The following is a 15,242-nucleotide window of genomic DNA, read 5'->3' as shown; positions in this document are numbered from 1 at the left end:
ACGCCGGCTCCCACAGGTTCGCGGTGCAAACAAAACCTGTGGGAGCCGGCGTTGCCGGCGATGAGGCCGGTGCAGACTGCTGCTGTAGCAACAGGCATTCACCACCCCCTTGCTTCCCTTCTAGCAATACCGCTCGGAAATTCCTGATTTATTCATATAAATCAATAGCTTGAAAACATGGCACAAACCCTGCTCTACCCCAGCATCTGCAACGCTCGGGGAGAAGCAGCATGTTCAAGTTCCAACTCAATCCAATCGCCAAAGGCATCGGCATCAGCCTGTTGCTGGCCAGCCAGTTCGCCCACGCCGACGATGACACCAGCACCACACCAGCGCTGAAAACCGTCACCGTCACCGCCCAACACCGTGAGGAAACCCTGCAAGAGGTTCCGGTGGCAGTTTCGGCGGTCCAGGGCACCCAACTCACCGCCGACGGCGTGCGCGCCATGGGCGATATCACCACCTTCATTCCCAACGCCTCGGCGAAGAACCCGGATGGCGACGGTCGCCCGCGCTGGTACATCCGCGGCCTCGGCACCGGCGATACCGGTGCGGCCACGGTGTATCCGGTGGGCATCTATGCCGATGACGTCTATCTCAACGCGCCAGTGGCCGGCGGCGGGCCGCTGTTCGACCTGGAACGCATCGAGATCCTGCGCGGGCCGCAGGGCACGCTGTACGGCAAGAACACCACCGCCGGTGCGGTCAACGTGATTTCGAAGAAGCCGACCTTCGACACCGACGGCTACGGCACCATCGGCTTCGGCAGCAAGAACGAGCGCATCCTCAATGGCGCCATCGGCGGCGCGCTGGTGGACGACCGCCTGGCCGCACGGGTGTCGCTGTACTCCGAGGAACGCGACGGCTTCACCCATAACCTGACCAACGACCAGACCTACGGCGACGTCAACAAGAAGGCCGTGCGCGTGCAGTTCCTGGCCAAGGTCAACGAGGACCTGGAAGCCCTGCTGAAGATCCACGGCCGCGAATTCAAGGGCGACGGCAGCAGCGGCTCGCTGCCCCTGGGGCGCTACTACAACGTCGGCTACCAGCGCCCGGACGGACGCAAGATCGAGCTGAACACCGACGAGGACTACAAGCTCGACCACAGCGGCACCTCGCTGACCCTGAACTGGAACCTCGGCGACTACACCCTGACCTCGATCACCGCCTACGACCATATCCGCAACACGTCGCTGACCGATGCCGACTACACGCCCTACGAGGTCAACGGCGCCAGCGACAGCGATGCGACCTACGACCAGTACTCCCAGGAGTTCCGCCTGGCCTCGTCGCCGCAGGAGACCCTGCGCTGGATGCTTGGCACCCATTACTTCCACGAGACCCTCGACAACAGCGCGGTACGCAGCATCATTCCGGGTCCGACGCCCAATGGCACCGGCTCCAACCAGACCGGTGGCACCGTCGATTACCGTAACCTCGATTACACCCACCGCACCGACAGCTACGCGCTGTTCGGCAACCTGGCCTACGACTTCACCGATAACCTGACGGTCACCGGCGGCCTGCGCTGGACCACCGAGAAGAAGGATATCGACCTCGACCTGACCCAACTGACCCGCGCCACCGCCAACGGTCCGCTGATCCCGCTGACCGCTTCCGGCAGCAACGGCAACCGCGAGGAAAGCAAACGCTGGGACGCCTGGACCTACGACCTGACCCCGGAATACCGGATCAACGACAACCTGCGGGTGTTCTTCCGCTACGCCCACGGTTTCCGTTCCGGTGGCTTCAATACCGGGCTGTCCACCAGCCTGGCGCAGTTGACCACGGTCGATCCGGAAGAACTGGATGCCTATGAACTGGGCCTGAAGTCGGAGTGGTTCGACCGCCGCCTGACGGTCAACGCCAACGTCTTCTACTACGACTACCAGGACATCCAGGTAAACCTGCTGACGGTCAACAGCGGCATCCTCACCACCGCCCTGACCAACGGCGCCAAGGGCAAGGTCAAGGGCGCCGAGCTGGAGATCGAAGGCCAGCCTACCGACCGCCTGCATCTGCGTGGTGCGCTGTCGTTCCTCGATACCGAGTACACCGACTTCAAGAACACCAACCCGAATACCGGTGCGGTCACCGCCGACTACAGCGGCAACAGCTTCGTCCGTTCGCCACGCTACGTGGTCTCGCTGGGCGCCGACTACACCCTGCCGCTGGATATCCCCGGCAAGCTGGTGGCCGGCGGCGATGTCAGCTTCCGCGACAAGGAATACTTCCTCGCCGACCGCCAGAGCAGCGCCGACGCCCCGCTCAACCAGCCGCACTACACCCTGGCCAACAGTCGCCTGACCTGGTTCAGCGCCGACGAGAAACTCAGCGTCACCGGCTTCGTCAACAACCTCACCGACCGCCGCTACCAGGTCCATGGCCGGCCCAACGGTACTGCCGGGCAATACGTGATCACCTACGGCGATCCGCGCACCGTCGGCCTGAGCGTCACCAGCCGGTTCTGATCCTGCCTCGCCGGCAACCAGGTTGCCGGCACCCTTTCCGTGTCAAAGGAGTAGCCTTGCATGTTCCGTCTCGATCCCTTGGCCGGCGCCATCGCGCTGGTCATCGGCAGCCTTGCCGTGCCCGTCGTTCAGGCCCAGGAGCCCGCCAATGGCGCCGCTGCGAAGAACGACAAGCTCGATACCGTGGTCGTGGTCGGCACCCGCCGCAGTGATGTCACCGCCCTGGAAAGCGCGGCGCCGGTGGATGTTCTCAGCGCCGAACGCCTTGAAGAGACCGGCGCCAAGGACCTGTCCGGAGCACTGACCGCGCTGTCGCCGTCGTTCAGTTTCCCGCAGTCGCCGCAAGGTGCTTTCGCCGGTTCCATCGCCCAGGGCGCCTCGCTGCGCGGCCTGGCTTCGGACCAGGTGCTGGTGCTGGTCAACGGCAAGCGCCGCCACAGCAGCGCCAACGTCACCCGCCAGAGCCTGGCCAACGGTCGCGGTGCGGCGGCGGTGGATCTGAGCCTGATTCCCCTGAGCGCAGTCGAGCGCGTGGAGGTCCTGCGCGACGGTGCCGCCGCGCAATACGGCTCGGATGCCATCGCCGGGGTGATCAACATCGTGCTCAAGGAAAACGATGACGGCGGCAATATCGGCTACCGCTTCGGCGGCTACGACAAGGGCGACGGCCTGCAGCGCAAGCTCAGCGGCTGGAAGGGCTTTGCCCTGCCCAACGACGGCTTCCTTACCCTGTCCTTCGATGCCGGCAGCCAGGACCCGGCCAGCGATACCCGCCCGGACAACCGGATCTTCTATCCCGGCAGCACCAGCATCAATACGCCGCGCGAGCAGAACAACCGCTACCGCACCTGGAACTGGGGTTCGGGCGGAGTCAGTGATCAGTACAACTTCGTCGCCAACAGCGAGATCGGCCTCGGCGCCGGCCTGACCGCCTACGGCTTTGCCACTTACGGGCACAAGAACACCGACGCCGAAGGCTTCTTCGATCCACCCACCACCCTGCGCAACAACTACGGCAGCGTGGCCCTGGCCCGCTATCCGGACGGGCGCCTGCCGATCACCCGCTACGCCCTGGAGGACTACGCCGTGACCGGCGGCCTGCGCTACGAGGACGAGCAACTGGGCAAGTTCGACCTGGCGGCCAACTACGGCAACGACACACTGAAGTCCACCGACCGCGATGCGATCAACCCGAGCTGGGGGGCCAGCAGTCCGTACAACATCTATACCGGCGAGCGCGAGAACGAGCAGACCAACCTGACCCTCGATTGGGTCCGCGACTTCCCTACCGACCTGCTGGCCAGGCCGCTGACGGTGTCCGCCGGCCTGGCCTGGCGCAAGGAAAACTACACCCTGAGCGCCGGCGAGGCGGCCGGCTGGCAGAACGGCGCGCTGTTCAACACCCTCGACCCGGTCACCGGACGGCGCCTGCCGGGTTACTACTCGGGGATCACCAACGTCGATGCCGCCTCGCTGGAGCGCAAGGTGTTCGGTGCCTATCTGGACCTCGAAGGACAGATCACCGACAAGTTCCAGGCCGGCCTTGCGGTGCGTTCCGAGCATTATTCGGACTTCGGCGACACCACCAACGGCAAGCTTTCGCTGCGCTATGACTTCACCCCGCAGATCGCCGCCCGCGGCAGTATCAGCAGCGGCTATCGCGCGCCATCGCTGGTGCAGAGCGGGCTGTCGTCGTTCAGCGTGCAGGTGGTCGAACAGCCGACCGGTAGTGGTAACTGGGTGGAAGTGCAGCAGCGCACCCTGCGCGCCGACAGCCCGGAAGCCGCGCTGCTGGGCGGACGGGCGTTGAAGCCGGAGGAGTCGACCAACTACTCCCTGGGCCTGGTCTGGCGACCGCTGAGCAATGCCTCGCTGAGCGTCGACGCCTACCGCATCGATATCGACAACCGCATCACCCTCTCCGACCAGTTGCCGTCCAACGTGGTCGGGCCGATCTTCGCCGGCACGCCCTACGCCAATATCCAGAGCGCGGCGTTCTACACCAATATCGCCGACACCCGCACCGACGGTATCGAGCTGAGCGGGCAATACCAACTGGACCTGGCGGCGTATGGACGGCTGGACCTGAATGCCGGCTTCGCCAAGACCCGCACGCGGATCACCGAGCTGCGGGATGTCGGCGGGATCAGTGGCGAGCAGATCGTCGGTCGCGCCACCCAGGGCCTGATCGAGCACGGCACACCGGACAACAAGCTGACCTTCAGCGCCAACTGGCTGTACGAGAACTGGGGGCTGACCGTCACCCAACGGCGCTATGGCGAATGGAAAAGCCTCAACGCCAGCAACCCGGCGCTGGACCAGACCTTCAGCCCGCAATGGGTCACCGACCTGGACCTGAGCTACCGCTTCGACCTGGGGCTGAAGTTGTCGGTGGGGGCGATCAACCTGTTCGACAGCCATCCGGACAAGTTGAAAGGCGCTCAACTGTATGGAGTGCCGAAGTACTCGATCACCTCGCCGGAAGGGGCGCAGGGGGCGTTTTATTACACCAGTGTGAGTTATGACTTCTGAGGGATTCTATGGGGGCAGACAAGCAGATTGATGTTGTGACAGCTGGCCTCATCGTCGGCAAGCCGACTCCCACAGGGTTCTGGGCCAGCCACAGTATCTGTGCTCGACGCAGGCCCTGTGGGAGCTGGCTTGCCAGCGATAGCGTCGGCATGAACAACGATGTTGCCCGGTCCGGCCTCATCGCCGGCAAGGTCTGAAAAAAAGCGGAGCCCTTGGGCTCCGCTTTTTATTGCCTGCTAATGCTTAGTAGTAGGCGTTTTCTTTCTGCGTGTGGTCGGTCACGTCACGCACGCCCTTCAACTCCGGAATGCGTTCGAGCAGGGTGCGCTCGATGCCGTCCTTCAGGGTCACGTCGGCCTGGCCGCAGCCCTGGCAACCGCCACCGAACTGCAGGACGGCAATGCCGTCCTCGACCACGTCGATCAGGCTGACCTGGCCGCCGTGGCTGGCCAGCCCCGGGTTGATCTCGGTTTGCAGGTAGTAGTTGATGCGCTCGTTGATCGGGCTGTCGTCGTTGACCATCGGCACCTTGGCGTTGGGCGCCTTGATGGTCAGCTGGCCGCCCATGCGGTCGGTGGCGTAGTCGACGACGGCGTCGTCAAGAAACGGTTCGCTCACGGCATCGATGTAGGCGGTAAAGCTTTTCAGACCCAGCGCGGTATCTTCCGGCTTTTCTTCACCTGGCTTGCAGTAGGCAATGCAGGTCTCGGCATATTGGGTGCCGGGTTGGGTGATGAAAACGCGAATACCGATTCCAGGGGTGTTCTGCTTGGACAGCAGATCGGCCAGGTAATCGTGCGCGGCGTCGGTAATGGTTATGGCGCTCATGGAATTTCCTCACAGACTTGTCGGCAGTTTACGCCATGCGCGGCGACGAACAAAGTCCTACCAATTGTGTCGGGAAAGAAATGCAATGGGGCCGCACAGCAGCCCCGGCAAATCAAAGGTTCTCGTAGCGATTCATATCAAGCACCCCGGCCTCCACCGGCTCGGTTTCCTTGATGTAGCTGTTCAGGTCATGGAAGTACTGCCAGAACTGCGGATGGCTGCGGCGCACGCCCCAGCGCATGACGATGCGCTCGAACTTCGCGGTGTCGTCCCGAGCCGCTTCCATGTCTTCGACGAACTCCGGCACATCGCTGGCCGGGACGTTGAACATGAAGTTGGGGTAGCTGCTGAGTACGCCCGGGTACAGGGTCAGGGTGTCCAGCCCCGGCTGGTAGCGGTAGGCCTCGCCGAGCATGAAAGCAACGTTGCTGTGGGCCCGGTTGCGCAACAGGCTGTAGACCTGGCGCTGGCCGCCCTGCCCCTCGATACGCAGCATGGTCGCCTCGGGCAACTGGCCAATCACCTTGAGCCCGGCTGCCGGACGCGACGCCAGGCGACTGAGGGCCTGCTCGACATCACGGAACTCCTCGCTCATCTGCGGCCGCGAGCAATAGGCGCCGGTGCAGCGGTTGATCGGGTCCGGCGAGGCGTTGAGGCTGCCGCTACGTTCGATCAGCTTGAGGCCGAAATCGCGCACCGAATGATGCAGATCGAGCTTCAACGCGCTCGGCGTGTCGGTGTCGATGTCCTCGTAGTCCATCCACATCTTCACCTTGCCGCTGTTCTGGTACCAACTGCCAAGGATGTCGCCGCGCTTGCTGGCCGGCATCAGGCGCAGGAAGTTGACTTCCGCACCGTTGCGGATCAGGTCGAAGTACAGGCGGGTCTGGGCCTGGTGCGAGACATTGCCGTAGACGTCGAAGTTGACCGCCAACTGGTAATAGGTGCGTTCCAGCAACGGGTAGTCGAACAGCCACATGGTCAGCGGCACGTCACCGATCAGGCCCTTGGTCACCGAGGCGCTGTCGAAGTGGCGGAAGATGGTCAGCAAGGCATTGTCATTGCCCGCCCACAGGGTCGACCAACTGGGCGGCGGCATCTCGGCATAGGTGTCGCGGCGCAGGCTCTCGTATTCGTTGCGCTTGTCGCGATAGGCATGCCAGAGGCTGAGAATGCTGCCAACGTCGTCGATCTGCCCGGGCATGGCCAGCAACGGCGTGGCTTCGGCGCGGTATTTGGCATCGGTGATATAGCGATCGTGAGCCGGCTCCTGGAACAACGCCCAGAAGTTGTCGCGAATCACGTCGGTGGCGATCTGGCCGCGGCACACCGGGCCGCGGATGAAGGTGCGGACGAAGTATTCGGCGTTATCCAGCATGAACTGATACCGCGCCACTCCCGGAATCGCTTCGAAGGTCTCGAACGGGTTGGAGCGGTGCCGCGGGCCATAGCCGGGTAGCGAGGTGGCATGCCAGTCGCCGCTGTAGAACAGCTGCTTGACCCGCTTGAGCTTCTGCGGCCCCATCGGGTAGGTGATGTGGGTCTTGTGCACGATCACGCCCTGCACCGCCATCAACCGGTAATAGAAATCGGTACCGGGCGGGTCGTTGGGCCGTCGGGTGGCGATGACATCGATCGGCTGGCCGCTTGGCGTGCGCGAGCGTACCCACTGGAAGAAGTGGCCCGGTTCGCCGCCGACAAAATGGATATGGGCCAGGAACAGGTGCTCATATAGCCAGCGCCCGACCAGCGCCTCGGTGGAGCCGGGACGGTTGAGCAGTTCTTCCCACTCGGCGATCTGCGCCGCTTCGCTGGCACTGGGGCGGATCGGGTTCTGCTCCACCGGCGCGCCCTGGGCCAGCCAGCGCTGCAGGGTCTGGTATTGCGCATCGCTCAGGCCGGTGACCGCCAGCGGCATGCCCTCCTGCGGATGGGCCTTGGCGTAGGCATCGAACTCGCCGGGCAACGGGCACATGTTCTCGCGGTTCAGGCCCAGCACGATGTTGTCGGGAATCTTGGCGTTGGGCACCAGCGGCTTGGCGTGGCCCAGTTCGAGCATGCGCGCCATCAGCGCGGCCTGGCTGCCCTGGTTGTCCAGCACCGAGCTGAAACCGAGCTTCTGCCAGGCGGCCGGGCCGCTGGCGTCGTAGAACAAGCGGGTCGGCGTCACCGCCTTGCTGCGGTCGCCCTGGTAAACGGGGATTTTCGAGGCGCCACGACTGGCGCCCTCGGCGCTGCCCAGGTTGAGCTGGCAGGCCGCGTCGTTGCAGGCGTGGCAAGCCACGCATTTCTCGGTGAAGATCGGCTGGATGTCCCGGGTATAGGAGATCGCTGCGTTATTCGGAAGGCCCTGCCCTGACGCCGCGCCACTGATCAACAGTGCGAAGGCGGTGGCAATCAAGCGATGCACCATGTGCCGTATGTCCTGGTTTCAAAAGGCTTTTCACAGTCTACCGGTGGGCGCGGTGCCAACATGAATGAAATTCATGCAAATGTGCCGCACGTCTAAAAAGCGCGCAGCTTTGTTATCATCCCGCAACTTTCGTCTTTGTCTGACCCAGGTAGTTCCAATGTCTGACCGCAGCGCTCGTTTCCAAGCACTTCAGCAAGCACTCAAAGAGCGCATCCTGATTCTAGATGGCGGCATGGGTACTATGATCCAAAGCTACCGTCTGGAGGAAGGCGACTATCGTGGCACGCGCTTCGCCGACTGGCCGAGCGACGTCAAGGGCAACAACGACCTGCTGCTGCTCAGTCGCCCGGATGTGATCGCGGCCATCGAGAAGGCCTACCTGGACGCCGGCGCCGACATTCTCGAAACCAACACCTTCAACGCCACCCGCATCTCCCAGGCCGACTACGACATGGAAGAGCTGGTGTACGAGCTCAACGTCGAAGGCGCGCGCATCGCCCGCCAGGTGGCCGATGCCAAGACCCTGGAAACCCCGGACAAGCCGCGCTTCGTCGCCGGCGTGCTCGGCCCGACCAGCCGGACCTGCTCGATCTCCCCGGACGTCAACGACCCCGGCTACCGCAACGTCACCTTCGACGAGCTGGTAGAGAACTACATCGAGGCCACCCGCGGCCTGATCGAGGGCGGCGCCGACCTGATCCTGATCGAAACCATCTTCGACACCCTCAACGCCAAGGCAGCGATCTTCGCCGTGCAGCAGGTGTTCGAGGACGACGGCGTCGAACTGCCGATCATGATTTCCGGGACCATCACCGACGCCTCCGGCCGTACCCTGTCCGGCCAGACCACCGAAGCCTTCTGGAACTCGGTGCGCCACGCCAACCCGATCTCGGTCGGGCTGAACTGCGCCCTCGGTGCCAAGGACCTGCGCCCGTACCTGGAAGAACTGTCGAACAAGGCCGGCACCCACGTCTCCGCCCACCCCAACGCCGGCCTGCCGAACGCCTTCGGTGAATACGACGAGACTCCGGCGGAAATGGCCGTGGTGGTCGAGGAGTTCGCTGCCAGCGGCTTCCTCAACATCATCGGCGGCTGCTGCGGTACCACCCCGGGGCATATCCAGGCGATCGCCGAGGCAGTGGCCAAGTACCAGCCGCGGCCGATCCCGGACATCCCGAAAGCCTGCCGCCTGTCCGGCCTCGAGCCGTTCACCATCGATCGCAACTCGCTGTTCGTCAACGTCGGCGAGCGCACCAACATCACCGGTTCCGCCAAATTCGCCCGGCTGATCCGCGAGGAGAACTACACCGAGGCCCTGGAAGTCGCCCTGCAGCAGGTCGAGGCCGGCGCCCAGGTGATCGACATCAACATGGACGAAGGGATGCTCGACTCCCAGGCGGCCATGGTCCGTTTCCTCAACCTGATCGCCGGTGAGCCGGACATTTCCCGGGTGCCGATCATGATCGACTCCTCCAAGTGGGAAGTGATCGAGGCCGGCCTCAAGTGCATCCAGGGCAAGGGCATCGTCAACTCGATCTCGATGAAGGAAGGCGTCGAGGCCTTCAAGCATCACGCCAAGCTGTGCAAGCGCTACGGCGCCGCCGTGGTGGTGATGGCCTTCGACGAGGTCGGCCAGGCCGACACCGCCGACCGCAAGCGCGAGATCTGCCAGCGCAGCTACGACATCCTGGTCAACGAAGTGGGCTTCCCGCCGGAAGACATCATCTTCGACCCGAACATCTTCGCCGTCGCCACCGGTATCGAAGAGCACAACAACTATGCCGTGGACTTCATCGAAGCCTGCGCCTATATCCGCGACCATCTGCCGTATGCCCTGTCCAGCGGCGGCGTGTCCAACGTGTCGTTCTCGTTCCGCGGCAACAACCCGGTGCGCGAGGCGATCCACTCGGTTTTCCTTTATCACGCCATCCAGAACGGCCTGACCATGGGTATCGTCAACGCCGGCCAGCTGGAGATCTATGACGAGATCCCCGCAGCGCTGCGCGAGAAGGTCGAGGACGTGGTGCTCAACCGCACTCCGGAAGGCACCGACGCCCTGCTCGCCATCGCCGACGACTACAAGGGCGGCGGCGCAGCCAAGGAAGTGGAAAACGAGGAATGGCGCTCGCTGCCGGTGGAAAAACGCCTGGAGCATGCGCTGGTCAAGGGCATCACCGCCTACATCGTCGAAGACACCGAGCTGTGCCGCCAGCAGTGCGCACGGCCGATCGAGGTGATCGAAGGCCCGCTGATGAGCGGGATGAACGTGGTCGGCGACCTGTTCGGCGCGGGCAAGATGTTCCTGCCGCAGGTAGTGAAGTCGGCGCGGGTGATGAAGCAGGCGGTAGCCCACCTGATTCCGTTCATCGAAGAAGAGAAAGGCGACAAGCCGGAGGCCAAGGGCAAGATCCTCATGGCCACGGTCAAGGGCGATGTCCACGACATCGGCAAGAACATCGTCGGCGTGGTCCTGGGCTGTAACGGCTACGACATCGTCGACCTCGGCGTGATGGTGCCGGCGGACAAGATCCTGCAGGTCGCCCGCGACGAGAAATGCGACATCATCGGCCTGTCCGGCCTGATCACCCCGTCGCTGGACGAGATGGTCCACGTCGCCCGCGAAATGCAGCGCCAGGACTTCCACCTGCCGCTGATGATCGGCGGCGCCACCACCTCCAAGGCGCACACGGCGGTGAAGATCGAACCGCGCTACAGCAATGACGCGGTGGTCTACGTCACCGACGCCTCGCGTGCCGTGGGCGTGGCCACGCAGTTGCTGTCCAAGGAACTGAAGCCCGGCTTCGTCGAGAAGACCCGTGCCGACTACGTCGAAGTCCGCGAGCGCACCGCCAACCGCAGCGCCCGTACCGAGCGCCTGAGCTACGCCCAGGCCATCGCCGCCAAGCCGCAGTACGACTGGGCCGGCTACCAGGCCGCGGTACCGAGCTTCACCGGCGTGAAGGTGCTGGACAACATCGACCTCAAGGTACTGGCCAAATACATCGACTGGACACCGTTCTTCATTTCCTGGGACCTGGCCGGCAAGTTCCCGCGCATCCTCACCGACGAGGTGGTGGGTGAAGCGGCCTCCGCGCTGTATGCCGATGCCCAGCAGATGCTGGCCAAGCTGATCGACGAGAAGCTGATCAGCGCCCGCGCAGTGTTCGGCTTCTGGCCGGCCAACCAGGTGGCGGACGACGATATCGAGGTCTACGGCGACGACGGCCAGCCGCTGGCACGCCTGCACCACCTGCGCCAGCAGACCATCAAGCCGGACAACAAGCCGAACTTCTCCCTGGCCGACTTCGTCGCGCCGAAGGACAGCGGCGTGACCGACTATGTCGGCGGCTTCATCACCACCGCCGGCATCGGCGCCGAGGAAGTGGCCAAGGCCTACCAGGACAAGGGCGACGACTACAGCTCGATCATGGTCAAGGCCCTCGCCGACCGTCTGGCCGAGGCCTGCGCCGAATGGCTGCACGAGCAGGTGCGTAAAGAGCACTGGGGTTACGCGAAAGACGAGCACCTCGACAACGAGGCGCTGATCAAGGAGCAGTACGCCGGTATCCGCCCTGCCCCGGGCTACCCGGCCTGCCCGGACCACACCGAGAAGGAAACCCTGTTCCGCCTGCTGGACGGCACCGCGATTGGCGAGACCGGCCCGAGCGGCGTATTCCTCACCGAGCACTTCGCCATGTTCCCGGCGGCGGCGGTCAGCGGCTGGTACTTCGCCCATCCGCAGGCGCAGTACTTTGCCGTGGGCAAGGTGGAGAAGGATCAGATCGACAGCTACAGCGCGCGCAAGGGCCAGGACGTGGCGGTGAGCGAGCGCTGGCTGGCGCCGAATCTCGGGTACGAGAACTGAGTTCTCCATAGCGGCTGATGGCCCTATCGCTGGCAAGCCAGCTCCCACAGGGTTCGCGGTGCTCGTGAATCTTGTGGGAGCTGGTCTTGCCAGCGATGAGGCCCGGTCGGGCAACCCTGAAACCAGGGTCTAGACTCTCCCTCAACCACTTGGAGAGCCGACCATGGAAGACCCACAAGGCAAGCCCCCGACCTTCTGGCAGCTCCTGCACAGCATCCTCGCCGCCGCCTTCGGCGTGCAGAGCGGCAAGAACCGCGCCCGCGACTTCACCCAAGGCAAGCCCTCGCATTTCATCGCCATGGGCACCGCCTTCACGCTGGTGTTCATCCTCGTGCTCTACGGCCTGGTCCAGTTGGCCCTGCACCTGACGGCACGCTGAAACGAAACCGCCCGCGGGGTCCATGCCGCGGGCGGTCGCTTTTCAGGTCACGGTGGGTTCTGCTCAGTCGTTGTGCTCCTTCACTGGTGACTGACCCAGTACACGGCGGTTACGACCACGAGCACGATCAGGCAGAGGATTGCCCAAGCGTCCACGCTACTGTCCGACTTGCCGGTTTTGGTCGGGTTTCCCATTGCATCGCCTCTTGTTGTAGTGGTTATGGGAATGCACACCCCCAGCAGTTAAGTCCAGCAATGCCCTTTGCTCAAGCAGGGACTTTTACCGCTCGGCGGACAGCCGAATCGTCCTACAAACGCTAGCCAGTCTCACTTAGTCCAAAACGATCTTTTCATATGCAAAAACATCACTTTTTCACATAAATACAAACTGCTATCTTTCCCCGGCTCCGCCTCCGGAGTGCGCGGCCGTGCGCGCGATTAGCTGCAAGCAGCTTGAGAACAGGACCCCTATGTACGTATACGACGAGTACGATCAGCGGATCATCGAGGACCGCGTCAAGCAGTTCCGGGATCAGACCCGCCGCTACCTGGCCGGCGAGCTGAGCGAAGAAGAATTCCGCCCTCTGCGTCTGCAGAACGGCCTCTACATCCAACGTTTTGCCCCGATGCTGCGCGTCGCCGTGCCTTACGGCCAGCTGACCTCGCGCCAGACCCGCATGCTGGCGAAGATCGCGCGCGACTACGACAAGGGCTACGCGCACATCAGCACCCGGCAGAACGTGCAATACAACTGGCCGGCCCTGGAGGATATCCCGGAGATCCTGGCCGAGCTGGCCACCGTGCAGATGCACGCGATCCAGACCAGCGGCAACTGCCTGCGCAACGTCACCACCGACCAGTTCGCCGGCGTTGCCGCCGATGAGCTGATCGACCCGCGCCCATGGTGCGAGATCGTCCGCCAGTGGACCACCTTCCACCCGGAATTCGCCTACCTGCCGCGCAAGTTCAAGATCGCCATCAACGGCTCGAAGAGCGACCGTGCGGCCATCGAAGTGCACGATATCGGCCTGGAGCCGGTGCACAACGAAGCCGGCGAGTTGGGCTTCCGCGTCCTGGTCGGCGGCGGCCTGGGCCGTACCCCGGTGGTCGGTGCCTTCATCAACGAGTTCCTGCCCTGGCAGGACCTGCTCAGCTACCTGGACGCCATCCTGCGCGTGTACAACCGTTACGGTCGCCGTGACAACAAGTACAAGGCGCGGATCAAGATCCTGGTCAAGGCCCTCACGCCGGAAGTCTTCGCCGAGAAGGTCGAGGCCGAAATGGTCCACCTGCGCGGCGGCAGCACCACCCTGACCGAAGCCGAAGTGCAGCGCGTTGCCAAGCACTTCGTCGACCCGGACTACAAGGCCCTGGACAACCTCGACACGCAACTGGCCGAACTCGACCAGCAGCACCCGGGCTTCGCCCGCTGGCGCGTGCGCAACACCCTGGCGCACAAGAAGCCGGGCTATGTGGCCGTGACCCTGTCGCTCAAGCCTACCGGCGTCGCCCCCGGCGACCTGACCGACAAGCAACTGGACAAGGTCGCCGACCTCGCCGAGCGCTTCAGCTTCGGCCAGCTGCGCACCTCCCACGAGCAGAACATCATCCTCGCCGACGTCGAGCAGAGCGAGCTGCACGCGCTCTGGCTGGAACTGCGCGAGCATGGCTTCGCCACCCCGAACATCGGCCTGCTGACCGACATCATCTGCTGCCCTGGCGGTGATTTCTGCTCGCTGGCCAACGCCAAGTCGATCCCGATCGCCGAATCCATCCAGCGCCGCTTCGACGACCTGGACTACCTGTTCGACATCGGCGAACTGGACCTGAACATCTCCGGTTGCATGAACGCCTGCGGTCACCACCACGTCGGCCACATCGGCATCCTCGGGGTGGACAAGAAAGGCGAGGAGTTCTACCAGGTCTCCCTGGGTGGCAGCGCCAGCCGCGACGCCAGCCTCGGCAAGATCCTCGGCCCGTCCTTCGCCCAGGACGCCATGCCGGACGTGATCGAGAAACTGATCTCGGTGTACGTGGAAAAACGTACCGAAGACGAGCGTTTCATCGACACCTACCAGCGTATCGGCATCGACCCCTTCAAGGAGCGCGTCTATGCAGCGAATCATTAAGAACAACCAGATCGTCGACGAAACCTGGCACCTGCTGCCCAAGGAAGTCACCCTCGACGAGCTGACCAACTGCGACGACTATATCGTGCCGCTGCAACTCTGGCGCGAACACAGCCACGCCCTGAAAGCCCGTGATGGCGGCCTGGGTGTCTGGCTGGACAGCGACGAGGAAGCCGAGGAAATCGGTGAAGACGTCGGCCACTTCCAGGTCATCGCCCTGAACTTCCCGGCCTTCACCGACGGGCGCAACTACTCCAATGCGCGCCTGCTGCGTGATCGCTACAAGTTCACCGGCGAGCTGCGTGCCATTGGCGACGTGCTGCGCGACCAGCTGTTCTACATGGCCCGTTGCGGTTTCGACGCCTTCGCCATCCGTGCCGACAAGAGCCCGGAAGATGCGCTGGAAAGCCTGAAGGACTTCTCGGTGACCTACCAGGCCGCCACTGACGAACCGCTGCCGCTGTTCCGTCGGCGCTGATCGACAGCTGAAATGAAAAAGCCCCGCCAGACTGACGGGGCTTTTTCGTTCTTGTGGGCCCTATCGCTGCATGGGTATCTACACATCTCAGCCATGCTCAACGCGGACCTTGTGGGAGCGGCTGTTAGCCGCGATCGGCGGCGAA

At 63.6% G+C, this 15,242-nt stretch carries 8 protein-coding genes; 6 read left to right on the top strand and 2 right to left on the bottom strand.

The genetic code is table 11. From position 1 onward, the window contains the following. Positions 1-230: 230 nt before the first annotated feature. Positions 231-2,474 (top strand): TonB-dependent receptor, encoded by a 2,244-nt coding sequence (locus tag ACODSK_RS23435; protein WP_489019473.1) that lies wholly within the window; start codon positions 231-233, stop codon positions 2,472-2,474. Between the two features lie 60 nt (positions 2,475-2,534). Next, positions 2,535-5,006, top strand: coding sequence for a TonB-dependent receptor plug domain-containing protein (locus ACODSK_RS23430; RefSeq protein WP_489019472.1), 2,472 nt, complete (start codon positions 2,535-2,537; stop codon positions 5,004-5,006). Between the two features lie 243 nt (positions 5,007-5,249). Here the strand turns inward: ACODSK_RS23430 and nfuA are convergent, their stop codons facing one another. After that, positions 5,250-5,834 carry a Fe-S biogenesis protein NfuA gene (nfuA, locus tag ACODSK_RS23425; protein ID WP_075804120.1) on the bottom strand — a complete coding sequence of 195 codons (585 nt, stop codon included), beginning with the start codon at positions 5,832-5,834 and terminating at the stop codon, positions 5,250-5,252. A gap of 112 nt (positions 5,835-5,946) precedes the next feature. Further along, the gene (locus ACODSK_RS23420) at positions 5,947-8,247 is read right to left on the bottom strand and encodes a fatty acid cis/trans isomerase (protein WP_489019471.1); all 2,301 of its coding nucleotides are present in this window, start codon (positions 8,245-8,247) and stop codon (positions 5,947-5,949) included. A 157-nt stretch (positions 8,248-8,404) separates the two neighbouring features. Between ACODSK_RS23420 and metH the strand changes: the two genes are divergently transcribed. The 4 genes from metH to ACODSK_RS23400 all read left to right on the top strand — a co-directional run bounded on the left by metH (position 8,405) and on the right by ACODSK_RS23400 (position 15,097). After that, positions 8,405-12,112, top strand: coding sequence for a methionine synthase (gene metH / locus ACODSK_RS23415; RefSeq protein ID WP_489019470.1), 3,708 nt, complete (start codon positions 8,405-8,407; stop codon positions 12,110-12,112). Positions 12,113-12,275: 163 nt separating this feature from the next. Continuing rightward, positions 12,276-12,491: a DUF2970 domain-containing protein gene (locus tag ACODSK_RS23410; protein WP_489019469.1), complete on the top strand. Its 216-nt coding sequence runs from the start codon at positions 12,276-12,278 to the stop codon at positions 12,489-12,491. Between the two features lie 469 nt (positions 12,492-12,960). Continuing rightward, positions 12,961-14,619 carry a nitrite/sulfite reductase gene (locus ACODSK_RS23405; RefSeq protein WP_489019468.1) on the top strand — a complete coding sequence of 553 codons (1,659 nt, stop codon included), beginning with the start codon at positions 12,961-12,963 and terminating at the stop codon, positions 14,617-14,619. Next, positions 14,603-15,097 (top strand): DUF934 domain-containing protein, encoded by a 495-nt coding sequence (locus ACODSK_RS23400; protein ID WP_489019467.1) that lies wholly within the window; start codon positions 14,603-14,605, stop codon positions 15,095-15,097. Before ACODSK_RS23405 ends, ACODSK_RS23400 begins: the two co-directional genes overlap by 17 nt. Positions 15,098-15,242: the final 145 nt, after the last annotated feature.

Source organism: Pseudomonas sp. FG98 (assembly GCF_057808595.1).
This window is presented reverse-complemented; position numbering and strand designations above follow the sequence as displayed.